The organism is Plantactinospora sp. A48 (assembly GCF_055793945.1).
Map to the genome: position 1 here is coordinate 19,109 of NZ_JBTIXF010000026.1, position 26,228 is coordinate 45,336.

Consider the following 26,228-nt stretch of genomic DNA (forward strand, 5'->3'; position numbering starts at 1 on the left):
AGCCGAAGATCACCGAAGGTGGACGACAGGTCTCTCCGATCAACCTAGTGTGACCAGGTGCGAACCCGCCGCGCTGTCGGTGTCGCGCGTCCCCGAAAGTGTGCCCGGCCTGGGTTACCGTCCATGAATCCGATCCGTCCAGTCGACCCGGTCGGGGGAAAGGCGGATTCGTTTGGCCAGTTTGAAGGCGCGTATCGCCCGGGCGGCGGCGCTGCACCGCCAGGCCGCGGCGACGGCCGGCGCGATCGCCGCGGCGCTGGATGCCGCCCGGCCGGCGGCGGCCGACGAACGCGAGCAGCGCGACCTGGCCAGAGCGCTGACGGCCGCCGCGGATTCGCTGACGCCCGGTTGGCTGGGCGCCGACCTCTCCCAGGGCCCGCCGGACACCGATGCGGAGCCTGAGCGGGCTCCCCGGTACGTACGGCTCGGCCTGGCCGAACCGTCGACCGACGTGTGGTTCCCGGTGGTCGTACCCCTGCTCGGTACGGGTCACCTCACGCTCGACACGGACGCCCGGAATCCTCGGGTGGCGGGGCTGCTCCGCTGCCTGCTGCTCCGGCTGCTGGCGGCGGCGCCGGTGGGGTCACTGCTGGTCCGCGCGGTGGCCGGCGCTGGTACGACGAGGGTGTTCAGCCCGTTCGCCGCGCTCGGCGACGCGGGCCTGTTCCCCCCACCGGCCACCGACCGGGCCGGGTTGCTGGCGGTACTCGCCGAGGCTGAGCGCTGGGTACGACCGGAGTCCTCGACCACGAGCCGGATTCGGCGCCGGGACCGGAATCTCCTAGTGGTGGTGGCCGCACTTCCGGAGGCGGTCGAACCGGCCGATCTGGCCCGGCTCGTGACGCTGGCCGAGGAGGGCGTGCCCGCGGGCCTGCACCTGATCGTGGCCGGTTGGCCGACGGAACCGCTCCGGGTGGCGGCGCCCGATGGCCCGCTGGAGCCGTTCCGCCGACCCACGCCCGCGGTGCCGTTCCCGCGGGAGCTCGGCGGGGGAACCTGGCCGACCACCTCACCCCGGCCGCCGGCCGGTTCGGTGGCCGTCGCGTCGGCTCCCGGCGGCTTGTCACTGTCCGGACCGCTCGCCGATCGGGCACCACGGCCGGTGGCGGTCCCCGGCGGTACGGTGCCACCGCCGCTGGTGCCCGCCACCATGGTCTCGGTACGGCAGGCGTACGCGCTGGTCGGTGATCCCCCCGGTGCCTCGCTCGGCGGTCGGGGACCGCGACCGAGCGCCACCGGACTGGACTGTCCGGTGTTGCTCGACGGGAACCCGTCGGTCGAGCTGGTGGATCGGGTCTGCCAGGAGTTGGTCCGACGGTCCGCGGTGGGCTGTCGGCCACGGCTGCGGGACCTGTTACCGGAGAGCCGGGACTACTGGACCGAGGACGCGGCCGAGGGCCTGACCACCGTGGTGGGGCACGACGGGGACACCCCGGTTACTCTCCGGTTCTCGGAGCTGACGCCGCACTGGCTGGTGGCCGGCCGGGCGGGCTCGGGCACCAGCGCGTTCCTGACGAACGTGCTGCACGGGCTGTGCGCCCGGTACCGGCCGGAGTCGCTGCACGTCCACCTGCTCTCGGTTCGTCCCGGAGCGGCTTTCCCGGAGTTCCTGCCGTCGGAGCGGAACCGGTCCTGGCTGCCGCACGTACGGACCGCCGGTGTGGCGGCGGACCGGGAGTACGCGCTGACGCTGCTACGCGAACTGGACGCCGAGTTGAGCCGGCGGGTGACCCGGTTCGAAGGGGCCGGGGCGACCCGGCTGGCCGAGTTGCCCGGTCCTGATCGACCCCCACGGGTGCTCTGCGTGGCCGACGGGGCGCCCGCGCTGCTCGCCGCGCCGGATCGGTCCAGCCGGGAGACAGCCCGGTTGCTTGAGTCGGTGGCGCGGCGAGGACGCTCGTACGGGGTGCATCTGGTGCTGCTGGGGCGGCCCGCGGAGGCCCCCGACGGCGCGTACCCGGAGCAGCTTTTGGGCCAGTTCCCGGTCCGGGTCGCCCTGCCGGGTGGCGGGGATGTGCTCGAACCGACGAACGATTCGGCGGCCGGGCTGCCGCTGGGTGCCGCCGTGGTGAACACGGCGGGCGGCCTGGGCGGCCCACGCGGGGCCACCCGGGGACACGAGCGGGTGGTGCGCTTCCCGGATCCGGCGGCCGACGCGCCGGACCGGGACGAGTTGCGCAACCGGCTCTGGCTGGCCCGCCCCGATCCGGACGGTCCGCCGGTGTTCGACGGTGCCGCGCCGGTGGCGCTGGCGGATGATCCGACTTACCGGTCGATCGTCGTCGCGGGGTCGGGACCGCCGGTGGTGCTGCTTGGGCGGGCGGTGGACGCCACCAGGACGACCGCGGCCTTTCCGCTGGGCGAGGCACCGGGGCGGCATCTGGCCGTCGTGGGCCGGTCGGCCGCGGGGGCGGCGGTGCTCGCGGCGGGTGTCCGCAGCGTGGCCGCCGCGCATCCGCCCGGCACCGCCCGGTTCGCGCTGGCCACCCTGGTCCCGGAGGCGCAGACCGTGGCCGAGGCGCTCGTGGTGGACCTGCGGGACCGGCACGAGGTGGACGTGTTGGACGCGACCGGCCTGGCCAAGGAGCTGGAGGACGACCGGCCCGGATATCTCGTGGTCTTCGGCATGGACGTGGTCACGCCGGCCGATCTGCCGCCCGAGGTGATCCGGGCGGCCCTTCTGGCGGGTCCGGCGCGTGGTTCCCACCTGCTGTCCTGGTGGCGTCGTACCCGCCGGCTGGTCGAGCTGGCCGGTGACGGTTCCCTCGCCGACTACGTCGCCGGGGTGCTGCTGTTGGACCTGCCTCCGATCGAGGCGGAGTACCTGCTGGGCCGGGACGCCGACTGGCGGCCCCGACCGGACCGGGCGACGCTGGCGGACCGGGCCGCCGGGACGTCCGCCCTGATCGTGCCGTTCGGAGGCACCCGATGACCGACGAGGACGCCTGGCAGCGGTACGTGGCGGCGGCGCAGCGGCTGGACGCGGTGCGGCGGGACGCGGCGACCGTGGCCGACGAGCGGGCGGGCACCCTGGCGACCGCCCGGGACCAGCTCACGGCGGTACGTGACCGGTTGGATCCGCAGCGGGCCCGGTTGCGCGAGTCCGGCGTTCCGGAGGTGGACCTGCTGCCGTCTCCGCCGGAGACCGCCCTGGCCGTCCGGGCGGCCGGGCGCGATCCGGGCACCTGGGCCCTGGCACTTCAGGAGGCGGCGGCGAACGCCGACACCGCCGAGGCGCTGCTGACCGGGGCCCGCCGGCCCTGGTGGAGTGGCGGCCGCCAGGCCTGGTGGAGTGCCGGTGGACGCCGACGGTCCCCGCTGGTCCCGGTGACGGTGTTGCTCGCCACGCTGGCCGGTGTCCTGGGTCTGCTGGTCTATCTGCTGATGTGACGCCGGGACCCGTCCTGACGCCGCTGCTCGTCCGACGCGGAGACCGGCGGGTCAGGGGCGCCGGATCAGGCTCATCGCCTCGGCCCGCGACTTGGCGTCGCGTTGCAGCACTCCGCGCACGGCCGAGGTGATGGTCTGGGCGCCCGCCTTCTGGATGCCGCGCATCGCCATGCACATGTGTTCGCATTCCAGCACCACGATCACGCCGCGCGGTGCCAGCTTGGCCATCAGCAGGTCCGCGATCTGCGCGGTGAGTCGTTCCTGGACCTGCGGCCGTCGGGCGAACACCTCGACAAGCCGGGCCAGCTTGGACAGGCCGGTGATCCGCCCGTCGGGTCCGGGGATGTAACCGATGTGCGCGACCCCGTGGAACGGCAGCAGGTGGTGCTCGCACAGGCTCATCACGTCGATGTCCCGCACCACCACGAGTTCCTCGTGGTTGGCTTCGAAGGTGGTGCTGAGCACCTGTCCCGGGTCCACCCGGAGGCCGGCGAACAGTTCCGCGTACGCCCGGGCCACCCGGGCCGGGGTCTGGATCAGGCCGTCCCGGTCCGGATCCTCGCCGATGGCCACGAGGATCTCCCGGACCGCCTTCTCGATCCGGGCCAGGTCGACGACCTGCTCGACCGGCTGTCCGGAGAGTCGACCGTTGATCAGCCGGGCCGCGAGAGAGTTAAGAGTGTTGTCGCCGTCCGGCTCCGTGCGGGAACCGGACGGCGACGTCCCGTTATCCGCGGCCCGGTCAGCCGCGGCGCTCAGTGTGATCCGTCCGTGTTCGACGTCGTGCCGGTGCCTCCACCGACCGTCGCCTCGGCACCGTCGGCCTGGGCCTGCGCCTTCAGCTTCTCCCGCTCGCTCGGCGTGAGCACCGGGGGCTCGGTGGAGGGCTGCCGCTTGCCGAAGCCGTTGTACGGCGCCATCGGCGGCCGCTTCACCACCCGTGCGCAGATCCGGGCCATGTCCGCGGTGGACAGGGTCTCCTTCTCCATCAGTTCCAGCACGATGCTGTCCAGGACATCCCGGTACTCCACCAGGATCTCCCAGGCCTCGTCATGGGCCAGCTCGATGAGCGCCCGCATCTCGCCGTCGATCTCGGCGGCCACCACGTCCGAGTAGTCCCGTTCGTGGCCCATGTTGCGGCCGAGGAACGGCTCGTCGCCCGCGGTGCCGTACTTGATCGCGCCGAGTTTCGAGCTCATGCCGTACTGGGTGATCATCGCCCGGGCGAGCGCGGTCGCCTTCTCGATGTCGTTGCCCGCGCCGGTGGTGGGCTCGTGGAAGACCAGTTCCTCGGCCGCCCGGCCACCCAGGGCGTACGCGAGCGTGTCGATCATCTCGGCCCGGGTCTGGGTGTACTTGTCCTCGGTGGGCAGCGTGAGGGTGTGGCCCAGCGAGCGGCCCCGGGACAGGATCGTCACCTTGTGCACCGGCGCCGAGTGCGGCAGCGCCCAGGCGACCAGCGCGTGCCCACCCTCGTGGTACGCGGTGATCTTCTTCTCGTGGTCGCTCATCACCCGGGTACGTCGCTGCGGGCCGGCGATGACCCGGTCGATCGACTCCTCGAGCGCGTCGTTCGAGATCGCCCGCTTCTCCGCACGCGCGGTCAGCAGGGCCGCCTCGTTGATCACGTTGGCCAGGTCGGCACCGCTGAACCCGGGGGTCCGCCGGGCCACCGAGTCGAGGTCGACGTCCGGGGTGAACGGCTTGCCCTTGGCGTGGACCCGGAGGATCGCCTTGCGTCCCTCCATGTCCGGCGCGTCCACCGGGATCTGCCGGTCGAACCGGCCCGGCCGCAGCAGCGCCGGGTCGAGGATGTCCGGCCGGTTGGTGGCGGCGATCAGGATGACCCCGCCCTTGGTGTCGAAGCCGTCCATCTCGACCAGCAGCTGGTTGAGGGTCTGCTCCCGCTCGTCGTGGCCGCCACCCATGCCGGCGCCCCGGTGCCGACCGACCGCGTCGATCTCGTCGACGAAGACGATCGCGGGGGCGTTCGACTTGGCCTGCTCGAACAGGTCCCGGACCCGGCTGGCACCGACACCGACGAACATCTCGACGAAGTCGGACCCGGAGATCGAGTAGAACGGCACCCCGGCCTCACCCGCGACCGCGCGGGCCAGCAGCGTCTTACCGGTACCGGGCGGGCCGAACAGCAGTACGCCCTTGGGGATCTTGGCGCCGAGCGCCTGGTACTTGGCCGGGTTCTGCAGGAAGTCCTTGATCTCGTGCAGTTCCTCGACGGCCTCGTCGGCACCGGCCACGTCGGCGAAGGTGGTCTTCGGGGTGTCCTTGGTGATCATCTTGGCCTTGGACTTGCCGAAGTTGAGCACCCGGGAGCCGCCGCCCTGCATCTGCGACATGAAGAACAGCAGCAGGACCAGCAGGAGCGCGATCGGTACCAGGTTGACCAGCAGGCTGAGGAAGATGTTGTCCCCGGACACCTCGGTGTTGACCGGACCGGTGATCCGGTTGTTGGCCTTGGCGTCCTGGATCTGGTTCCAGACCTGGTTGCCGACCTCGTACGGGAACTGGGCCTGGATCTTGTCGGTCTCGGCACCGTCGAACTTCGCCGGCTGCGCCAGATCGATCTTGAGCGTCTGTTCCTTGTCCTGGAACACGACCTTGTCGACCTTGGCGGTGTTCAGCTGGTCGAGCGCGATCGACGTGTCGACCTTGTGGTAGCTCGGACCACCGGTGAACAACTGGGTAAGCGCGACCGCACCGATGATCACCAGGATGATCCAGACCACCGGGCGGCGGAAGAAACGCGTACGTTCCATACTGTTGTCGAGCGCCGTAGCGCCCGGACCCTCCTGATCGACATCCTGACCGTCTGGTTGGATTCCGCCGCGGAAGCGGCGGCCGAGGCCGCCGTGCGGGCCGGCCCCGACACCCGGTGCGGACAGGCCGCGCCGCGGTCATTCGACGGTACACCTTGTGTACGCGCGGCGAGCCCGCGAGCCCACCGGGACCACGTTCACCCGGTCCGTCGTGCCGGCGTGACGCCGGATTGACGCCCGGCGCGCCACCCCGGCCGGTCAACCGGGGCCGAACGCCGGGCGCGGACAGCATCCGCGCCACCACTCCATACCGTAACGGGAATTCCTGAAAGTGCGCTGTACGTACGTTGGTACTTCCGATGCGCGGGACGCCGGATCGCCGATCGGTCAGGATCGGGCGTAGACGTCGGGCTTGAGCACCCCGACGTACGGCACCTCGCGGTACCGCTCGGCGAAGTCCAGGCCGTAGCCGACCACGAACTCGGTCGGGATGTCGAACCCGACGTACTTCACCGGCACCGGCACCTTGACCGCGTCCGGCTTGCGGAACAGCGCCACCACCTCGACGCTGGCGGCCGAGCGCGACTCCAGGTAACGCAGCAACCAGGAGAGGGTCAGACCGGAGTCGACGATGTCCTCCACCACGATCACGTGCCGGCCGGCGATGTCCCGGTCCAGGTCCTTGAGGATGCGGACCACGCCCGACGAGGTGGTCCCCTGCCCGTACGAGGAGATCGCCATGAAGTCCAGCTCCACCGGCGGGCCGTACCGGCCCAGCGCCCGGGCGAAGTCGGCCATGAACATGACCGCCCCCTTGAGCACGCAGACCAGCAGCAGGCCATCCCGCACCGCAGCGTGGTCGGCGGCCACCTGTTTGGCCAGCTCGGACGTCTTGTCGCGGATCTGCGCCTCGGAAATGATCACGTGATCGATGTCGGCGTCGTACCAGGAGCCGTCAGCCATGCTCATAGCCTGCCGTACGCGGTCGGCGTCGCGTCGCCGGGGCGGCACCTTGGTCGGTGGTGACCCGACGGGAGCGCCTCGAACCCACCCTGATGGGCGACCCGACCACCACCGGAGGACCGCCGAGGCGCCCGGTCCGCCGCCGCGCCCGCCCGGTCGCCACCGGACGGCCCGGTCGGCCGGCTCGGGTGGGTCAGTAGCCGACCGCGACGCCGTCGGTCCGGGGCTCGGAACCCGCCACGTAGCCGTCGGCGGCCCGCCAGATCGCCTGGCCGTGCCCGAACACGCCCCGGTCGTCGGCGACGCTCAGCTCGTGCCCCCGGTCCCGCAGCCCGGCGACCAGCTCCGGGCCGTCAGGAGTATCCAACATGATCGACTCGACCTGTACGGCCCGACCGGAGTGCCAGTACCAGCGGGGCCGGTCGAGCGCGGCCTGCGGATCCAGCCCGCGGTCGACGGTCGCTGTCACCAGCTGCACATGGCCCTGGGGCTGCATGTGCCCGCCCATCACCCCGAACGGGCCGACCGGCTCGCCGCCGCGGCTCAGGAAGCCCGGGATGATCGTGTGGAACGGTCGCTTGGCCGGGCCGACCACGTCCGGGTGCGCCGGATCCAGCCGGAACGCCGCGCCCCGGTTCTGCAGCCCGAAGCCGTACCCGGGCAGCACCACGTGCGAGCCGAAGCCGAGGTACGTCGACTGGATCAGGCTCACCATCATCCCGTCGGCGTCGGCCGTGGCCAGGTAGACCGTGCCGCCCCGGGCGGGTTCGCCAGGCACCGGAAGCAGGGCCCGGTCGCCGATCAGCGCCCGGCGCCCGGCCACGTAGTCCGGGTCCAGCAGGTCGGCGGCGGGTACGCGCATCAGCTCCGGGTCGGTGACGTAGGCGTGCGCGTCGGCGAAGCCCAGCTTCACCGCCTCGATCTGCCAGTGTGCCCACTCCGCCGCCGACATCACCGCCGGATCGACCCCGTCGAGGATGGCCAGCGCGAGCAGGGCCGCCACGCCCTGGCCGTTGGGGGGCAACTCCCACACCTCGTGATCGCGGTAGCGCACCCGGAGCGGCTCGACCCAGCTCGACCGGTGCGCCGCCAGGTCGTCCCCGCTGAGCAGACCGCCGGTCCGCGCCGCGTACCCGTGCAGTGCCTCGGCGATCCGGCCCTGGTAGAAGTCCCGGGCCCCGCTGCCGGCGATCCGGCGCAGCGTCTCGGCGGCGGCAGGATTGCGGAACCGCTCACCCGCCCGGGGCGCCCGGCCGCCGTCGACGGTGAACACCCGTGGCCACTCGGCGAACTCGGCGCCGGTCAGCCCGGCCTGGTTCGCCACGGCCCGGGCCCAGTTGCCGGCGACGTTCGCCGAGACCGGATAGCCGAGTTCGGCGTACCCGATGGCATCGGCGAACAGCTCGGCGAAGGGCAACCGGCCGAACCGTTCGTGCAGGTCGTACCACGCCGCCGGGGCGCCCGGCACGGTCACCGGCAGCCAGCCCCGGGCCGGCATGGCCGGCCCGTTCGCCTGGGCGCCGCCGAGCGCAGCCAGCGGAGTCGCCCCCCGGCCCCCGGTCGCAGCCAGCACCGTCGCCCGGTCGAGGGCGGCCGGTGAGCGGCCCGACCCGTTCAGCCCGTGCAGCCGATCCCGGTCCCAGACCAGGGCGAACAGGTCACCGCCGATGTCGTTGGAACCCGGCTGCACCACGGTCAGGGTGATCGCGGCGGCCAGCGCCGCGTCCACCGCCGTGCCGCCGCGACGCAGCGCCGCGAGACCCGCGCTGGCGGCCAGGGGCTGGCTGGTGGCCACGACGCCGGACGGGGCGTACAACGGCGGGCGCAGATGCGGCATCCGCCCTGTCTAGCCCATCGGCCCGGTCCCGGCCACCCCGCCCGCTGGTCCCGTCGGCCCGGACCGACCACCCGGTCAGTCGTCGAGCGGGATCAGCCGGTCGCCCCGGCGGCCCACCCGGATTCCCCCGGGCAGGTGCGTCGGCCCCTGACCCCGCCATCCGGTCACCAGCGCGTCCAGCGCCCGCACGTGGCGGTGGGACAGCGCCGCCGGGACGGCACCGAGTTCCCGGGACCAGGCGTGCAGCACCCGGCCACGCACCGCGGCCGGCAACCCGGCCAGCGCCGGGACCGCGAGACCCGCCGGCTGATCCGGGCAACGGGCGGCGGCGAGCGCCCGGCCGGCCAGTTCGTCCAGGGCCGCCGTGTCGGCGGCCAGCAGCTCCGCCGTACGGGCCAGGTTGTCCAGCACAGCGGGTCCGAGAGCGGCCGTCAGCGCCGGCAGCACGTCGGCCCGCACCCGGGCCCGGGCGTACGACGGATCCGTGTTGTGCGGGTCGTCCCAGGGCGAGAGCCCGAGCGCCGCGCACGCCTTGCGGGTCTGCTCCCGGCTGATCGCCAGCAGCGGCCGGACCAGGCGTACCCCGTCGGTCTCCCGGACCGCCGGCATGCCGGCCAGGCCGCGCGGCCCGGCGCCACGGGCCAGCGCGAGCAGCACCGTCTCGGCCTGGTCGTCCCGGGTGTGGCCGAGCAGCACGGCGCCCGCGCCGTGCCGGCGGGCGGCCTCGGTGAGCGCCTCGTACCGGGCCGTCCGGGCGGCCGCCTCCGGGCCACCGGGTCGGCCGGCGACCTCGACCGGGACGGCCTCGGTCGGCGTCAACCCGAGGGACCGGGCCCACCGGGCGACCTCGGCGGCCCGCTGCGCCGAGCCGGCCTGGAGGCCGTGGTCGACGCTCACCAACCCGGCGGTACGCCCCAACCGGGCCGCCACGAAGGCGGTCGCCTCGGCCAGCGCCAGTGAGTCGGCGCCACCCGAGCAGGCCACCAGCACCGGATCCGGACCGGCCAACGCGACCAGCGCGGTCCGGACCGCGCCGCGGACCGCCGCCACCGGTGGCGCGAGAGCGGCCATCGCGGTCAGCGAGGGGTGTCTCGGGAATTCCCGTGTACGCGGGCCACCCAGGCGTCCGGATCGGACAGCTCGGTCAGTTTCGGCAGGGTGAGCGGGGAGCCGAACACCTTGTTGAAACCAGCCATCCCGACCCGTTCCACCACACCGTGTACGAACTTGCGCCCCTCGGCGTACTGCCGCATCTTGACCTCGACCCCGAGCAGCTTGCGGATCGCCTTCTCCAGCGGGTTGCCGGACTCCCGGCGCTGGTTGAAGGCCGCGCGGATCCGCTCCACGCTGGGAATGACCTGGGGTCCGACGCCGTCCATCACGAACTCGGCGTGCCCCTCCAGCAGCGTCATCATCGCGGTCAGCCGGTCCAGCACCGCCCGCTGGCCGGGGCTCTGCACGATGTCCAGGACACTGGCCCGGCTGTCCGGGTCGCGGACCGAGTCGGCCAGCGTGGCGACGCCCCGGCGCAACCGGTCCAGCAGGTTCTCCCCGCCGGCCTGCGAGGCGTCGACGAACGCCTGCACCTCGCCCAGGAAGTGGCCACGCATCCACGGCACCGCGGTGAACTGGGTGCGGTGGGTGACCTCGTGCAGGCAGACCCAGAGCCGGAAGTCCCGGGGATCGGCGCCCAGCTTGCGCTCCACCTCGACGATGTTGGGCGCGACCAGGAGCAGTTGTCCCGGCTCGGCCGAGAAGACCTCGTACTGCCCGAGCACCCGGCCCGAGAGGTAGGCCAGGACGGTGCCGGCCTGCACCCCGGTCAGTCGCGAACCGATCGCCTCGGTCATCGCGCCGGGTTGCTTGTCGCCGGCCAGCCGGGAGACCAGCGGCGTGATCACCTCACGCAGGCCGTCGATGTTGGCCGCCGCCCAGTCCCGCCGATCCACCACCCGCACCGGCGGGTGTGCGACCTGGGACCGCAGCCCGGTGTACTCCATCACGTGCCCGGCCGCCTCGTCGGTCAGCCTCCGCAGGTCGGCCACGACGGCGGTGGCCTCCTCGTACGACACCTTCGGCCCCGACTTGCCGAGGGTGCCGGCGGTGGCGGCGGCCAGATCCCAGTCCACGAACTGCGCCATGTCCACCACCGTACTCGCGCCGCGACACCCCGCCCGGGCTCGAACAATGCGGCGCACCCGGCAATCGGGTGCGCGGGCGCGGCCGGGCACCGCGCGGACTACCGGCAACCGCATCCGGCCAGGGCGACCGCGACCCGGTCCAGCCGGGCCTCCGCCGCCGGCGAGCCGGCCGTGACGCCGTCGGCCAGCATCGCGAAGGACAGCAGCCGGCCGTCGGCCGTGGTCAACACCCCGGCGATGGCGTTCACCCCGGTGAGCGTTCCGGTCTTGGCCCGCACCACGCCGGCGCCGGCCGCGGTGGACGACTGCCGGCCGAACCGGTCGTGGAGGGTCCCCGACCATCCGGCCACCGGCAGGCCGGTGACCAGGCTGGTCAACTCGGGTCGCCGGCCGCTGGCGGCCAGCGCGAGGGTGTGGGCGAGCAGATCCGGGCTGAGCCGGTTGTTCCGGGACAGCCCGCTGCCGTCGGCGAGCGAGCTCTGGTCGGCCTCCAACCCGAGGTCCGCAAGGGCCGCCGTCACGGCGGTCGCCGCCCCGGCGAACGAGGCGGGCTGGTCGCGGGCCAGCGCCACCTGCCGGGCCAGCGCCTCGGCCACCACGTTGTCGCTCTCGCCGAGCATGTAGTCGACGAGCCGGATCATCGGTGGCGACTCCACCCGGCCCAGTTCGGCGCCCGGCCCGGACGCTCCCGCCGGCGAACCGGACCCGGACGGAGTGTTGGAGCCCGCCGGCGCGTCCGGGGCCTTGCCCCGGACCACCGCCTCGGCGGGCAGCCCGAACAGTCCCGCGAACGAGCGGCCGGCGGCCAGGTCGGGGGCCGAGACCCGAGGGGTCCGGCCGGGCTCCGCCTTCGGATCCACCCGCGCGCCGTCGGTCATCAGCGCGGTGGCCGCGGCGCCGTACCCGGCGGTGGCGATGTCGGCGTCCCAACCGGGCCCGTAGATCGGCCCGGAGTACAGCGACGTGTCGATCACGACCCTGCTCGGCGCGGTGCCGCCGAGGGCCTTCCGCACCTGGTCGGCGAGCCGGTCGAGCCGACCAGCCCCCGGGTAGTACCCGGCGCCGTCGACGGCCAGCGTGGGATCGCCGCCGCCGACCAGTACCACCTCCCCGGGCGTCGTGCCGGCGACCACCCGGGTCGGGATCCGGTACGCCGGCCCCCGGTTGGCCAGCACGGTCACCGCGGTGACGAGCTTGGTCGTCGAGGCCGGCACGGTGGCCAGGCTCCCGCCATGGTCGTACAGGGTCTGCCCGGTGGCGGGGTCGAGCACTGCCACGTTCAGCCGTCCACCGAGCCCGCCACCGGTGACGAGGCCCTCGATCGCGGCCCGCACACCGTCGCCGGTCGGCGCCGGCGCACCGGCGGCGATGCCTGCGAGGACCGGGGGCGGGGTCGGCTCGACCGGATCGCCCGTGGCCGTACCCTGCCGATCGGCGCCGCGCCAGCGCAGCACCCCGACCCCGCCGGCCACCAGGGCCACGGCGACCAGCACGGCCAGCGCCGCGATCAGACCGACCCGGCGGCGGGGTCGGCGGGTCGGCGGCTTACCGGGATCGGCGGCCGGCGGGCGGTCCGGGACCGGAACCGCGCCGTACGTGCCGCCGGCGGTCTGCCCGCCGGGTCGCGCACCGGTGTCCGGCGACCATCCGCTGGCGGGCCGGCTCGGCTCGGTGCCTCCGGGCACCGCACCGGGTACGGCAACCCGCCCGCTCACCGCGCCCGATCCGGTGGTACGCCGGGGTGTCGTCGGCGGCACCTGCCCATCCGCCGGGAACCGCCCGGCCGGGGGCGGTTCCGCCGTCGACCATCGTCCGGAGGGTGATCCGGCCGGAGGCGGCTCCGCCGTCGACCACCCGCCCGGGGGCGGTCCAGTTGGCGGCTGCCAGCCGGGAGGTGGCCCGGCCGGACGGCCCGACCCCGGTTCGTCCCGGGCCCGATCGCGCGACCCCGGTTCGTCCCGGGCCCGATCGCGCGACCCCGGTTCGTCCCGGGCCCGATCACCCGGGCCGGGCACCCGGGCCCGCCCGCTGGCCGGCGCGACGCCGGTGGGGCCGGCACCCGGCACGGTGGGTCCGGCAGCGGGAGCGGACCCGGCTGCTCCGGACGAATCGGCTGGTCCGGGCCACCGTGGTGGCCGCCCGCGCGGGGGCGGCTCTCCCGGCCCACCCGGCGACGGCTCACCCTCACCCGACCACTGGTGTGAGTCTTCCCTCCCCACCGGCCCCTCCTCCCGCACCCCGGACCCGCTTGGGTGACACTACTTGCGTCCGAACCAGCTGCGGTGTCCGGAGGAATCCGGGCCGGCCGGTCATCCGCCCACCGGCCTCCGCAGCGGTCCCGTGAGCCAGCGTGGGCAGACAAGGGAGCGTGAGATGGATTTCGACGTGACGGTTGAGATCCCGAAGGGTCACCGCAACAAATACGAGGTGGACCACGAGACCGGCCGGATCCGGCTGGACCGTACGCTCTTCACTTCTACCCAGTACCCGGCCGACTACGGCTTCATCGAGGGCACCCTCGGCGAGGACGGGGACCCGCTGGACGCGCTGGTTCTGGTACCGGAGCCCACCTTCCCAGGTTGCCTCATCCGGTGTCGCACGATCGGCATGTTCCGGATGACGGACGAGAAGGGCGGCGACGACAAAGTCCTCTGCGTGCCGTTCGAAGATCCTCGGCAGGAGCACCTGCGGGACATCCACCACCTCGGCGAGTTCGACCGGCTGGAGATCCAGCACTTCTTCGAGGTCTACAAGGACCTCGAACCCGGCAAGTCGGTGGAGGGTGCCACCTGGGCCGGCCGGGTCGAGGCCGAGGCCGAGATCCGCGCCTCGTACCAGCGGCAGGCCGACGCCGACGCCGCCCGGCGGACGGCCGGCGGGAGCGACGCCGCGCACTAGCTCCAGCTTCGGCGACGGGCGCGAACCCGACCCGTCCACCGGCGGGCGCGCCCTCCAGCGGTGCGACGACGGCGACGTGCCCCAACCGGTTCCGTCGGCGGGCGCACTCCCGGGCGACGCGGGGCTGGTTGGCCTGGCCGGTCGCGCACCTCGACAATCCGGGCCCGTGGGCCGCTCAACCGAGCAGCCCGCGGGCCCGGCCGTAGAGGCCGAGCACCCCGCAGGCCACCGGAATCACCGAGACCACCAGCAGGGTGTCGGCCAGCTCGGCGGCGCGGGCCAGGTACGGCGTCGGCGGTCGGCGCGCGTACGTGACGCCGGCGGCGACGACCAGCAGGGTGGCCAGCGCGGTGCCGGCGATCAACACCGGGCGGCCGGCGCCGGTCACCGGGCCGGCCAGAGCGACGCCCAGCACCGCCAGCCCGGCGAGCCCGGCCGTCATCATCGGGGCCCGTTGCCGACGGCTGACAAACGCCCGGCACCGCAGCAGCAGGCTCACCGAACCGATCGCGGTGAGTGATCGGCCCGGCACACCACCCGCGACGACCAGCGGAACGGTCGCCGCCACCACCAGCAGCCCGTGGCCGATCAGCATCCCGGTCAGCAGCTCCTCGGTCCGCGCCACCGCCGCGAGCACCCGGCTCCGGCGCGGCAGGCCCGGACCGGCCGGCGCGAGCGATTCGCTGCCGCCCGGTCCGCCCGGTCGGCCGAACCCGCCAGATCCGCCCGACCCGTCGGGTCCCGGCGGTGTGGTGGACGGCAGCGTGGCCGGCGGCAGCGGCAGGCGGCCGAACCTGATCGCCAGCAACGGGACCGCCCCGACGGCGCAGACCAGCACCGACAGCCCGATGGCGGCCACGCCGGGCGCCGGGAGCACGAATCCGGCCAAGCCGGCCATCGCACCGGACACCCCGACGGTGGCGCCCGCGGTGAACAGCCGAAGCCCGGCCGCCACCCCGACCGCCCCGAGCACGGCGCCGAGCAGCAGGACGGCCGAGCCGGCGAGCAGCTCCGGACCGCCCAACCAGCCGACCGGCCCGCCCAACCAGCCGGCCGGCCCGCTCGGCCCGATCGGAGCACCGGACCCGACCAGCCCGGCGCCCCCGACGAAGGCGTACGGCAGCGCGTACCCGCCGAGCGCGGCGCCCGCCGAGCCCAGACCGTAGGCGCGGGACGCGGTCACCCCGGCAAGCAGCAGCCCGACGGCGATCCCGAGCGCAACGGGGGCACCCACCCGCCAACCCGGGCCGGCGGACAGCAGCGCCAGCAACCCCACCCCGGCCGGCACACCGGCGGCGATCAGGGCAGCGGTACGGGTGGTGGCGCCGTTCCAGGCGGCCCCGCGATCCCGGGCGCCGTCGGCGATCGCCTCCACCACGTCGTCGTACTCGGGTTCCGGCCAGCCGGTGCGGGCCGGCACGAGGTGCAGCAGCTCACCGTCGTGCACACCCTGGGGCAGCAGCGCCCGGCCGGTCTCCAGCGCCGCGCCGTCGGTACGGCGGAGCACCCAACCGCCGTGCCGTTCGCCAGCGTCGGCCAGTCCCTCCCCGGCGTGTCGCAGCAGCTCCGGCAGCAGCTCGGCCACCGGCAGGTGATCCGGCAACGCCACGTCCAACCGCCGTCGGGGAGCGCTGACCGTCACCCGGGCGAGCCCCGTACCCATCGGTGTTCCTCCATCCGGTGCTGTACGACGCCCGCACTTTACCTACTATCAGTCCGGTTCGGATTACCGAGCGAAACCGCCGGCGACCCGGGGAGGGCGCGACAGCGTGAGCACGATCGTGGTGAAGCGACCGCCGCGCCAGCCCGGGCCGGAGATCCCCAGCGGGGAGATCGTGGTGACCGCGCCGCCGGAGTTTCCGGAGGCCGGTGGCGGCCGGTGGCAGCAGGCAATGCTGATCCTGCCGATGCTCGGTGGCTCGGTGGCGATGGCCATGATGTTCGGCCGGGGTGGCGGCGCCTATTCGTACGCGGTGGGCGCGATGTTCGGGGTCAGCTCGCTGGCCATGCTGGTCACCTCGTGGGGTGGCGGGGCCGGCGTTGTGCGCCGGGCCGAGTTGATGGCGGCCCGGCGCGACTACCTGCGGCACCTCGCGGGGCTGCGCCGGCAGGCGCGGGACACCGTCGAGCGGCAACGCGCGGCCCTGTTCTACCGGCATCCCGACCCGGCCCGGTTGTGGTCCACCGTCCACAGTCGGCGGGTGTGGGAGCGGCGGGCTGGCGATCCGGACTTCGGGGTGGTCCGGGTGGCGGTCGGACCGCAGGCCCTGGCCACTCCGCTGGTGGCGCCGGCGACCCGGCCGCTGGAGGAACTGGAGCCGATGACCGCTGGCGCCCTGCGCCGGTTCCTCGACACCTACGCCGTGGTGCCCGACCTGCCGGTGGCGCTGTCGCTGCGGAGTTTCGGCCGGATCGTCGTACGGGACCGGACCGGCGTACGGAATCGGACCGGCGCGGCCGACGGCCGGGACCGGACGGCCGACCCGGCCGGCCGCGCGCTGGTCCGGGCCATGCTCGTCCAGCTCGCGGTCTTCCACGCGCCGGATGAGCTGCTGGTCGCGCTCTGCGCCGGCCCGGAACGGCGGGCCGACTGGGAGTGGATCAAGTGGCTGCCGCACGCCCACCATCCGGCCCGAACCGACGCCCTCGGCCCGGTCCGGCTCGTCACCAGCTCGCTCGCCGAGCTGGAAGGGCTGCTCGAGGACGTACTCGGCAACCGTTCGCGGTTCAGCCCGCTCGGCCCCGCCACGGCCGGGCCGCACCTGCTGGTCGTGCTCGACGGTGGTGACCCGACCGATGCCACCCGGTTCACCCGGGACGGCGGCGTCGACGCGGTGACCGTGATCGACCTGGACGCGCCGCCGGCCCGGCCGGTCGACCCCACCACCCTCGCGCTGGAGCTGCGCGGCGGCCGGCTCTGCACGGTCGCCGACGAACTGGTCGAGGTCGGTACGCCGGACCGGCTCGGCACCGCCGAGGCTGAGGCGGTGGCCCGCCGACTGGCGCCGCTGCGGCTGGCCGTGGCGCCCACCGGGCCCACCCCGACCCGCCTCGACCTGGGCCTGACCGACCTGCTGGGGCTCGGTGACCCGGACTCGTTCACCGTACGGCGAGCCTGGGCCCGCCGGCCGGAGCGGGACCGGCTCCGGGTGCCGATCGGGGTGGGCCCCGACGGCGGCGCCGTCGAGTTGGACCTCAAGGAGTCCGCGCAGGACGGCATGGGACCGCACGGCCTGCTGGTCGGCGCCACCGGTTCGGGCAAGTCGGAACTGCTCCGCACCGTGGTGCTCGGGCTGGCCGCCACGCACTCCTCCGAGGAGTTGAACGTCGTTCTGGTCGACTTCAAGGGTGGGGCCACCTTCGCGAGGCTCGACCGGCTGCCGCACACCGCGGCCGTGATCACCAACCTGCGCCAGGAGCTGCCGCTGGTGGACCGGATGGTGGACGCGATGAACGGCGAGCTGATCCGCCGGCAGGAGCTGCTGCGCCGGACCGGTGGGTTCGCCAGCCTGCGCGACTACGACCGGGCCCGCGCGGGTGGCGCCGCGCTCGCCCCGCTGCCCACCCTGCTGGTCGTCTGCGACGAGTTCTCCGAGCTGCTCGACGCCAAGCCGGACTTCATCGAGCTGTTCGTGCAGATCGGTCGGGTGGGCCGGTCGCTGGGCGTCCACCTGCTGCTCGCCTCGCAGCGGCTGGAGGAGGGCCGGTTGCGCGGTCTGGAGACGCACCTGTCGTACCGGATCGGCCTGCGTACCTTCTCGGCGTTGGAGTCCCGGGCGGTGCTCGGCGTGCCGGACGCCTACGAACTGCCCCGGTCCCCCGGCCACGGTTTCCTGCGCGCCGGTACCGAGCCGCTGCGGAGGTTCACCGCGGCGTACGTGTCCGGCCCGCGCCCGCGGCCCGGGACCGGCGCGACCCGGGAGACCGGACGGCCCGCCCGGATCCTGCGTTACTCCACCCACCACGTGGCTCCGGTCGAGGCCGAACCGGTCGAGGTACCGCCACCGGCCGGTCCGGCCGACGACACCCTGCTCGACGTGCTGGTGGCCCGACTGGCCGGGCAGGGCCCACCGGCGCACCGGGTGTGGCTGCCGCCGCTCGACACCGCGCCGGCGCTGGACGAGCTGCTCGGCCCGCTTTCGGCGGACCCGGTACGCGGGCTGACCGTGACGAATCCCGAACTGCGCGGCGCGTTGCAGGTGCCGGTGGCGGTCGTGGACAAGCCGTACGAGCAGCGCCGGGACCTGCTGTGGTTGCCGTTGCACGGCGCGGCCGGGCACGTGGCCGTGGTGGGCGGCCCGCAGAGCGGCAAGTCGCAGTTGCTGCGCACCCTGGTCTGCGCGTTGGCGCTGACCCACACGCCCGCCGAGGTGCAGGTCTACTGCCTGGACTTCGGCGGCGGTTCGCTGGCCGGCCTGCGTGACCTGCCGCACGTCGGCGGTGTCGCCGGCCGGCTCGACGCCGCCGCGGTACGCCGGACCGTGGGTGAGGTGGCGGCGGTGCTGGCCGGCCGGGAACGGGCGTTCTCGGCGGCCGGCATCGAGTCGATGGCCGCCTACCGACGACTGACCCGGACCAGCCCGGAAGAGTCAGCCCGGACCAGCCCGGAAGCACCGGTCCGGACCGGCCCGGAGGCGCCGACGCAGCCGGCGGCGCCGGTCCGGGCGGCCGGCGGCGGCCCGGAGCCCGGGACGGACCGGTCCGGTGATGTCTTCCTGGTCGTGGACGGCTGGCCCACCCTGCGCGGTGAGTACGACGACCTGGAACCGATGGTCACCGACCTGGCCACCCGTGGCCTGTCCTACGGGGTACACGTGGTGGCCAGCGCACCCCGCTGGCTCGACTTCCGCCCGGCGGTCCGCGACCTGTTCGGTTCCCGGATCGAACTGCGGCTCGGCGACCCGACGGACTCCCTGGTGTCCCGGCACACCGCCGCGAACGTCCCGGAGAAGACCCCCGGCCGGGGGATCACCACTGACGGGCTGCACCTGCTCACCGCGGTGCCGGCGCTGGTCACCGGTGGTGAGCCCGCCGAACTGGTTGCCGCGGTCCGGACCGGCTGGGCCGGGCCGGTCGCACCACCGGTGCGGCTGCTGCCGCCGGTGCTGCCGTACGCCGAACTCGATCCCGCCGGCAGCACCGGGCTGCGGCTGCCGATCGGGGTGGCCGAGGCGGACCTGCGGACGGTGGTGCTGGACTTCGGCGCCGAACCACACTTCCTGCTGTTCGGCGACGCCGAGTCGGGCAAGTCGTCGTTCCTGCGTACGCTCGCCGCGTCCGTGGCGGACCGGTTCGCCCCCGAGCAGGCCCGGCTGATCCTGGTCGACTACCGCCGCAGTCTGCTGGGCGCGGTACGGACCGAACACCTCATCGGGTACGGCACGGCGGCCGCGGCCACCGCCGAGCTGGTCGAGTCGGCCGCCGGTTACCTGCACCGCCGGCTGCCGCCCGAGGAGGTCACCCCGGACCAGTTGCGGGACCGGTCTTGGTGGACCGGTCCCGAACTGTTCGTCCTGGTGGACGACTACGACCTGGTCGCGGCCGGCCCGATGAACCCGCTGCGGGCCCTGGAGGAGTTCCTGCCGCAGGCCCGGGACGTCGGCCTGCACCTGGTGCTGGCCCGGCGCACCGGCGGGGCCGCGCGGGCGCTCTACGACCCGCTCATCCAACGGCTGCGGGAACTGTCCGCACCGGGCGTCGTGCTCTCGGGCGATCCGGACGAGGGGCCGCTGCTCGGCCCGGTCCGGCCCACCGCGCTGCCGCCCGGTCGTGGTCGGCTGGTCACCCGGAAGGAGGGCGTACGCCTCGTCCAGCTCGCCTTTCTGGCAACGGCGTGAGGAAGTCCGCCGGTTCGCCCCTGAGGCGCTCGGAAACACGCTAACCTCCGTTCGACACGTGTCCGCCGGGATGGATTGGCAACGATGTGACTGGGCCGTGGCGTGGTCGATCGCACGCCGTCCGGCGGTTGACCGCCGCGGCGTTGTTCATGGTGACCACAATCGCCGGCGGTTTCGGGACACCCGCCGGTCCGGCGACCGCCGCGGAACTGGTGGCGCCGGTGTCCCAGGCTGCGACGCCGCTGCTCGGGGACACCGTCCGCCAGGACCAGTTCCAGCTCAAGGAGCTGGCCGCTCAGCGTGCCTGGCAGCTGTCCACCGGCAAGGGCGTGACGGTCGCGGTCATCGACTCCGGGGTGTTCGGCAAGCATCCGGACCTGGCCGGTCAGGTGCTGCCCGGCGTCGACCTGGTACGCGGTTCGGGTGACGGGCAGGACGATCCGGTCGGGCACGGCACCACGGTGGCCGCGTTGATCGCCGGCCGCCGGGACGACGACCGGGGCGTGGTGGGGCTCGCGCCGGACGCCCGGATCCTTCCGGTCCGGGTGCTGGACGAGGAGAACCGGTACGACGACGCGCTCATCGTGGCCCGTGGGGTGCGCTGGGCGGTCGACAACGGGGCCCGCGTGATCAACATGTCGTTGGGCGGCAACGGGGACAGCCCCGCGCTGGCCGCCGCGATCGACTACGCCTTCGCCCGCGATGTCGTGGTGGTCGCCTGCACCGGGAACCTCACCCCCAGTTCGCCGGTGGACCGGGTCTGGTATCCGGCCCGGGAGCCCGGGGTGCTCGCCGTCACCGGGTTGGAACGGGAGACGGACAACCTGTGGTCCAACTCGATCACCGGCCCCGGTACGGTGCTCAGCGCCCCGGCCAGCGGGCTGGTCGGCGCCCGTCCCGGCGGCTTCTGGCCGGTGCAGGGCACCAGCTTCGCGGCACCACTGGTGGCGGCGACCGCGGCCCTGTTGCGGTCCCGCTGGCCGACGATGTCCGCCGCCGAGGTGGTCAACCGGCTGATCGTCACGGCGCGGGATCTCGGCCAGCCCGGCCGGGACGACCAGTTCGGCTTCGGCCGGATCGATCCCGTCGCCGCGCTCACCGTCCCGGTGCCCCGGGTCGTGGCGAACCCGCTGGACGACAGGCGTTCACCGGGCAGCGCGGGCTTCGGGCCGGCGCCGGGCTCCCTGCCACCGCCGGTCACTGAACCGCCGGCCCGGCAACTCGACCTCGGCTCGACCGAACGACCCCGGTGGGCCGCCCGGGCCGCCGGGCAACCCGCCGAGCGGGACGCCCACCCCGGGTGGGGCTGGCTGCTGCTGGTCGTGGTGGTGACCGGCGCCGGCACCCTGGCCCTGGTCCGGCGGCGCAGACGGGTCCGCTGAGCCGAACCAGGAGGTGGCGGACCGTCAGGTGCAGTTTCCGGTGCCGGTGCCCCGGGTGTTGTCGGCGCCGGCCGTGGCCACCGGTTCCGCCTCGGTGGCGGTGACCGCGAACCCGGTGTTCCGGTCGTCGGCCGCCGCCGCGAAGATCACGCCGAGCACCTGGCCGTTCGCCGCCACCAGCGGACCACCCGAGTTGCCGCTGCGGACCAGCGCTCGGATCGTGTAGATCTCCCGGGTCACGTCACCCGAGGAGTAGATGTCCGGGCCGGTGATCCGGCTCACGTCACGTACCCGGGCCGGGCGGGCGTCGTACGGGCCGTCCAGCGGGTAGCCCAGCACGATCGCGTCGGCGCCGGTTCCCGCGGGCCGAGGGGCGAAACGCAGCGCCGGCGCGCCGAGTCCCGGCACGTAGATCACCGCCAGGTCGCGGTCCGGATCGTAGACCACGACGCGCCCGTTGTGCCGTTCGCCGTCCGCCTCCACCTGGACACTCCGGGTACCGGCCACGACGTGGGCGTTGGTCATCACCCGGTCGGTGGCGTAGACGAAACCCGACCCCTCGATGCGGCGGGAGCAGCTGGGCGCCGTACCGAGCACCTTGACCACCGACCGCTCGCTGCTGCTGACCACCCGGGAGCCGGCCAGGGTCGGGTCGGGTGGGGAGACCTGGCGGGCCCGGGTCGGGGTGAGCCCGTTGAAGACGTCCGGGAAGCCGTTGGTGTCCACGGTTTCCCGCAGCGCGGTCGACAGCGCCTGCGCCTGGTCCGGCAGCACCCGGTCGACCACGCCGAGCAGCGCGCTGTTGCGGACCGAACTGGCCAGCCCGGGCAGCGAGGACGACCCCAGCGGTACGGCGACCAGCCACGCCACCAGCAGCACCGCGAAGATCGAGACGATCGCGCCACCCACGTCGTCCACCCGCCGGGCCACCCGGCTGGTGATGGCGTGCCGCAGGTGCGAGCCCACCCAACCGGCTCCGGCCTGCCCGACGATGGCCAGGCCGAAGATGGCCACCAGCGACACGATGACCCGCATGGAAGGGCTGTCGAACTGCTGGGCCAGCAGCGGCCCGAGCTGCAATCCGAGCAGGGCGCCGAGGAAGAACCCGGTGAACGAGAGCACGCCGATGACGAATCCCTGCCGGTAACCGCTGATCGCGAAGGCCAGCATGAGCAGAAGCAGAACCAGATCGACCGCGGACACCCGTCCAATGTACGGGTGGTGTGCTGCCAGCGACGCGAGCCCTCAGGAGCCGGCCGACCCAGCGTCACCGACACCGTACCGACCGGAGTCGCTACGCCGACGGGCCGACAAGCCCGCCCGGCGGGTCGGTGGATTCCCCCGCCGGCGGACCGGTCAGGTCATCCGCCGGCCCGGTCAGTTCCTCCGCCGGGTCCGGATCGCGGCCGGATCGCACCGGCGGGAGGTCGCTGATCCGGTCCCGGGGCCACGGCCGGGCCCAGCCGCCCATTTCGAGCAGCGTCGCCAGCACACCGGCGGTGAATCCCCAGACCAGCATGCCGCGGACCTGGAACGCCGGGCCGATCCAGCCGCTGGAATGCCGGACCCGCAACCGGTTACCCGGGTCGACCAGCTCTGCCACGGTGAGCCGGGCGACGTGCGCGACCTCCGCCGGTTCACGCGGATGCACCGGATGGGGGCGGTGCCACCAGGCCAGGACCGGGGTGACCATGAAGTCGCTGACCGGAATCCAGAGCCGGGGCAGCTGGGCCAGCACGGTGACGCTGGTCGGATCCAACCCGACCTCCTCGGCCGCCTCTCGCAGCGCGGTGGCCGACGGGTCAGCGTCCCCCGGATCGGCCGCGCCGCCGGGAAACGCCGGCTGCCCGGCGTGGTTACGCAACGTCGCGGCGCGCTGCATGAGCAACACGTCCGGGCCCTGGCCGGGTTCCTCACCGAACAGGACGAGCACCGCGCTCTCCCGTCCACCGCTGCTGGGCGTCCGCAGCCGGGTGAAGTCCTCGGCCCGGGCCGAGCCCACCCGGGCCAGCAGGCGTCGCGCCCAGTCGGGCGGCTCGGGGTCCGGTACGGCGGTCGAGCCGGTCACGATGGCACCCGTACCCCGAGGTGGCGCCACACCAGTGCCGTCAGGGTCTCGTCGTCGAGCGCCCCGGTGTCCTGGACGTACCGGATCTGACCCGAGGCGTCCAGGAAGACCGTGGCCGGCAGGCCCCGGCCGCCCACCCCGATCCGCAGCTTCTCGTCCCGGTCCGTGAGCGTCGGAAAGGTCACGCCCAGGTCGCTGGCGAGCGAGGCGGCCGCGTCCCGGTCGTCCCGGGTGTCGACACCGATGACCTGTACCGTCCCGCCCGACCGGGTGGCGAGCCGTTGGAAGGCCGGCAGCTCCCGGCGACACGGCGCACACCAGGCGGCCCACAGGTTGATCACGGCCGGTCCGCGAAGCTCCGCGAGGCGTACCTGCCGGTCACCGGTGAAACACGGCAGCGCGAGGTCGGGCAGCGGGCGGGACCCCGCCCGGCCAGCGGTCGTGGCCCCGGCCCCGGTCGAGGTCCCGGTTCCGCTCGCGGCCCCGGCCACGGTCGAAGTCCCGGTCCCGGTCGGCCCGGGGGTCGCCGGGCCACCGGACCCTGAGGGACGATCGGCGCTACTTGACCCCGACGGCCGGTCGGTGCCGCCGAGCGACCGCTCGGGACCGGCCGTCGCCACCGCCGGGGGTGGGACGGTGAGCGAGGAACAGTCGGCGAACGGTGACACCGATCCAGCGGTGCCGGCCGGTCCTCCGGTTGCGGCCGGCCCACCGCCGGAACAGCCGGCGACGGCCAGCAGCACGGCCAGCCCCGCCCCCGACCCGACCCGACCCAACGCGCGACGGATCACCGCTGGAGGTCCTTCGTTCGCGGCTGCGGGGCTGGCAGAACCGGCCAGCTCCTCGCGCTCACCACAAGGTCCTTCGTTCGCGACTGCGGGGCTGGCAGAACCGTCACGGTGCCTCCGCGACGACCGCGCGGGCGGGTACCAGCGACGGGTCGAGGCCGGCCTGTACCGCCAGTTCCGGCGCGCGTGGGCCCTTCAGCAGCTTGGCGGCGGGCACGGCGTCGGTCGGCCCGGTGCCGTACGACGGGCAGAGCTTCGCCAGCGTGCAGGCACCGCAGGCCGGTGTGCGGGCGTGGCAGACCCGTCGACCGTGGAAGATCACCTGATGGGAGAGCAGGGTCCAGTCACGCCGGGGGAACAGCGCCCCGATGGCATGCTCGATCTTCACGGGGTCGCTCTCCACCGTCCATCCCCAGCGTCGGACCAACCGCTGGAAGTGGGTGTCCACCGTGATACCGGGTACGTCGAAGGCGTTGCCGAGGATGACGTTCGCGGTCTTGCGGCCGATCCCCGGCAGGGTCACCAGGTCGTCGAGCCGGCGCGGCACCTGGCCGCCGAACCGCTCGGTGAGCGCCTGGCCGAGCTTGATCAACGAGTCGGTCTTGTTCCGGTAGAAGCCGGTCGGCCTGATCAGCCCCTCCAACTCGGCACGGTCGGCAGCGGCGTAGTCGGCGGCCGTGGGATAGCGGGCGAACAGCTTCGGGGTGACCTCGTTGACCTTCTTGTCGGTGCACTGCGCCGACAGGATGGTCGCCACGGCAAGCTGTAGCGGGCCCTCATGGTCCAGCTCGCAGTGCGCGTCCGGGTGGGTCTCGGCGAGCACCCGACCCATCCGGCGGGCCCGTCGCTTCCGGCCCAGGTCGGTCTCGGCCGAAGCTGTCGACCCGACCGCGCGTTCCGCTACCCCGTACCGCTCATCCACGCCGGCCAGCCTACGTCGCGGCACCGACCACCCGGCGTGTCAGCCCGCGGCGGGTGGCGAGATCCGACCCGAGCCGTCCAGCCGGGCACCGGTACGCGGAAAGTCGCTCCCGGTGAGCTGCCGGACCAGCGCGAGTCCCCGGCCGGCGGAGTCCGGCACCGGGCGTCCGGCGGCGTTCAGGCTGGTCGACGTGAAGGTACCGGCGGACCACGAACCGTCTTTGGTGAGCGAGACCCGCAGGACACCGGCCTGGCCGAGCCGGCCGGTCCGGGTCAGCGTGCCGCTCCCGCCGGCGAAGTTGCCCAGGCTGTACGCGATCAGCCGGCCCTGGTAGAACTCCATGCCGCGCAGCACGTGTGGCCCGTGGCCCACCACGAGATCGGCACCGGCGTCGATGACCGCGTGAGCGAAGGCGACCGGATCGCCCCGGTTCTCCCCATGGAACATCTCAGTGCCCGGCCGGACGTGGACCTGGTCCGAGCCCTCGGCGCCCTGGTGGACCTGGACGACCACCAGATCCGCCGTCTCGTCCGCCCGCTTCACCAGGTCGGCCGCCTCGTCCAGATCCAACGAGCTGTTGTTCCACGGGTACGGCGAGAAGCCCAGCACCGCGACGGTGGTGCCGGCCACGTTTAGCACGGTGATCTCGTCGGGCGCCCCGGTGTGCTTGAGGCCGTGCTCGGTCAGCGCCACCTGGGTGTTCCGGTACCCCGCCGGCCCGAAGTCGTTGCCATGGTTGTTGGCCTGGTTCAGCAGGGTGAACCCGGCGTCCGACAGGTGCTGCGCGTAGCTGGGTGGGGCGCGGAACTGGTAGCAGTTGGTCGACCCGGCGCCACACTTGGCGGTACCCGTGTCGTCGGTCAGCGGCTCCTCCAGGTTGCCCATCACCACGTCGGCGGCCAGCAGCTTGCGTACCGGGGTGAAGAAGCCCTTGCCCCCGCCCGAGGGCAGCCGGTCCGGCGCGTCACCCATGATGATGTCCCCGGTGGCGGACAGCGAGATCGTCTTCGCCGCCGTCGCCTTGGCGCTGGCCGTCGGCGTCGCGGCGCGACCGCTCTGGCCGGCCTGCCACTGCGGGCCACCGGCGTCCTTGTCCCCACACCCGACGGCACCGACGAACAACACCCCGAGCAGCACGCCGGGCAGCAGCCACCGCCGCCGGGGGCGACGCTCGGGACGGAGGTTCGGGTACGCGGACATCGCCGCCGACCCTACCGGGCGGACC

The 26,228-nt window shown here is 73.9% G+C and carries 18 protein-coding genes; 5 read left to right on the forward strand and 13 right to left on the reverse strand.

Annotation, left to right across the window (positions count from 1 at the left end; translation table 11 throughout):
• Nucleotides 1-172: 172 nt before the first annotated feature.
• Together ACXN5W_RS15645 and ACXN5W_RS15650 are read left to right on the forward strand one after the other, a co-directional pair.
• Nucleotides 173-2,932: an FtsK/SpoIIIE domain-containing protein gene (locus ACXN5W_RS15645; protein ID WP_473159012.1), complete on the forward strand. Its 2,760-nt coding sequence runs from the start codon at nucleotides 173-175 to the stop codon at nucleotides 2,930-2,932.
• Entirely contained in the window at nucleotides 2,929-3,390 is a 462-nt protein-coding gene (locus ACXN5W_RS15650; RefSeq protein ID WP_473159013.1) for a hypothetical protein, read from the forward strand. The genes ACXN5W_RS15645 and ACXN5W_RS15650 overlap by 4 nt, the downstream gene beginning before the upstream one ends.
• 51 nt (nucleotides 3,391-3,441) lie before the next feature.
• Here the strand turns inward: ACXN5W_RS15650 and folE are convergent, their stop codons facing one another.
• The 7 genes from folE to dacB form a co-directional block, all read right to left on the reverse strand.
• Entirely contained in the window at nucleotides 3,442-4,149 is a 708-nt protein-coding gene (gene folE, locus ACXN5W_RS15655) for a GTP cyclohydrolase I FolE (protein ID WP_473159057.1), read from the reverse strand.
• A complete protein-coding gene (gene ftsH / locus ACXN5W_RS15660; RefSeq protein ID WP_473159014.1) occupies nucleotides 4,146-6,167 on the reverse strand; it encodes an ATP-dependent zinc metalloprotease FtsH in 2,022 nt (673 codons plus the stop codon). Before ftsH ends, folE begins: the two co-directional genes overlap by 4 nt.
• Nucleotides 6,168-6,554: 387 nt before the next feature.
• A complete protein-coding gene (gene hpt, locus ACXN5W_RS15665) occupies nucleotides 6,555-7,130 on the reverse strand; it encodes a hypoxanthine phosphoribosyltransferase (protein ID WP_473159015.1) in 576 nt (191 codons plus the stop codon).
• A 193-nt stretch (nucleotides 7,131-7,323) separates the two neighbouring features.
• Nucleotides 7,324-8,967: a gamma-glutamyltransferase family protein gene (locus tag ACXN5W_RS15670; protein ID WP_473159016.1), complete on the reverse strand. Its 1,644-nt coding sequence runs from the start codon at nucleotides 8,965-8,967 to the stop codon at nucleotides 7,324-7,326.
• A gap of 75 nt (nucleotides 8,968-9,042) precedes the next feature.
• Nucleotides 9,043-10,038 (reverse strand): tRNA lysidine(34) synthetase TilS, encoded by a 996-nt coding sequence (tilS, locus tag ACXN5W_RS15675; protein WP_473159017.1) that lies wholly within the window; start codon nucleotides 10,036-10,038, stop codon nucleotides 9,043-9,045.
• Between the two features lie 5 nt (nucleotides 10,039-10,043).
• Nucleotides 10,044-11,108 carry a zinc-dependent metalloprotease gene (locus ACXN5W_RS15680; protein WP_473159018.1) on the reverse strand — a complete coding sequence of 355 codons (1,065 nt, stop codon included), beginning with the start codon at nucleotides 11,106-11,108 and terminating at the stop codon, nucleotides 10,044-10,046.
• Between the two features lie 98 nt (nucleotides 11,109-11,206).
• A complete protein-coding gene (dacB, locus tag ACXN5W_RS15685) occupies nucleotides 11,207-12,619 on the reverse strand; it encodes a D-alanyl-D-alanine carboxypeptidase/D-alanyl-D-alanine endopeptidase (protein ID WP_473159058.1) in 1,413 nt (470 codons plus the stop codon).
• A gap of 862 nt (nucleotides 12,620-13,481) precedes the next feature.
• On the opposite strand from dacB, the gene ACXN5W_RS15690 reads away from it, so the two are divergent.
• Complete coding sequence (locus tag ACXN5W_RS15690) at nucleotides 13,482-14,006, forward strand: inorganic diphosphatase (RefSeq protein WP_473159019.1); 525 nt, start codon at nucleotides 13,482-13,484, stop codon at nucleotides 14,004-14,006.
• 175 nt (nucleotides 14,007-14,181) lie between these two features.
• Here the strand turns inward: ACXN5W_RS15690 and eccD are convergent, their stop codons facing one another.
• Entirely contained in the window at nucleotides 14,182-15,669 is a 1,488-nt protein-coding gene (gene eccD, locus ACXN5W_RS15695) for a type VII secretion integral membrane protein EccD (protein ID WP_473159020.1), read from the reverse strand.
• Between the two features lie 106 nt (nucleotides 15,670-15,775).
• Between eccD and eccCa the strand changes: the two genes are divergently transcribed.
• Together eccCa and mycP are read left to right on the forward strand one after the other, a co-directional pair.
• Nucleotides 15,776-19,843, forward strand: a complete 4,068-nt coding sequence (eccCa, locus tag ACXN5W_RS15700) for a type VII secretion protein EccCa (protein WP_473159021.1) — start codon at nucleotides 15,776-15,778, stop codon at nucleotides 19,841-19,843.
• Between the two features lie 149 nt (nucleotides 19,844-19,992).
• Entirely contained in the window at nucleotides 19,993-21,225 is a 1,233-nt protein-coding gene (mycP, locus tag ACXN5W_RS15705) for a type VII secretion-associated serine protease mycosin (protein ID WP_473159022.1), read from the forward strand.
• Nucleotides 21,226-21,249: 24 nt separating this feature from the next.
• Here the strand turns inward: mycP and ACXN5W_RS15710 are convergent, their stop codons facing one another.
• The 5 genes from ACXN5W_RS15710 to ACXN5W_RS15730 all read right to left on the reverse strand — a co-directional run bounded on the left by ACXN5W_RS15710 (nucleotide 21,250) and on the right by ACXN5W_RS15730 (nucleotide 26,203).
• The gene (locus tag ACXN5W_RS15710; protein WP_473159023.1) at nucleotides 21,250-22,428 is read right to left on the reverse strand and encodes a MarP family serine protease; all 1,179 of its coding nucleotides are present in this window, start codon (nucleotides 22,426-22,428) and stop codon (nucleotides 21,250-21,252) included.
• Between the two features lie 91 nt (nucleotides 22,429-22,519).
• A complete protein-coding gene (locus ACXN5W_RS15715) occupies nucleotides 22,520-23,293 on the reverse strand; it encodes an NUDIX hydrolase (RefSeq protein ID WP_473159024.1) in 774 nt (257 codons plus the stop codon).
• Entirely contained in the window at nucleotides 23,290-24,084 is a 795-nt protein-coding gene (locus tag ACXN5W_RS15720) for a TlpA family protein disulfide reductase (RefSeq protein WP_473159025.1), read from the reverse strand. Before ACXN5W_RS15720 ends, ACXN5W_RS15715 begins: the two co-directional genes overlap by 4 nt.
• Nucleotides 24,085-24,187: 103 nt before the next feature.
• Nucleotides 24,188-24,913: an endonuclease III gene (gene nth, locus ACXN5W_RS15725; RefSeq protein ID WP_473159059.1), complete on the reverse strand. Its 726-nt coding sequence runs from the start codon at nucleotides 24,911-24,913 to the stop codon at nucleotides 24,188-24,190.
• A gap of 129 nt (nucleotides 24,914-25,042) precedes the next feature.
• On the reverse strand, nucleotides 25,043-26,203 hold the full coding sequence (locus ACXN5W_RS15730; RefSeq protein ID WP_473159026.1) for a CapA family protein: 1,161 nt from the start codon (nucleotides 26,201-26,203) through the stop codon (nucleotides 25,043-25,045).
• Between the last annotated feature and the right edge of the window lie 25 nt (nucleotides 26,204-26,228).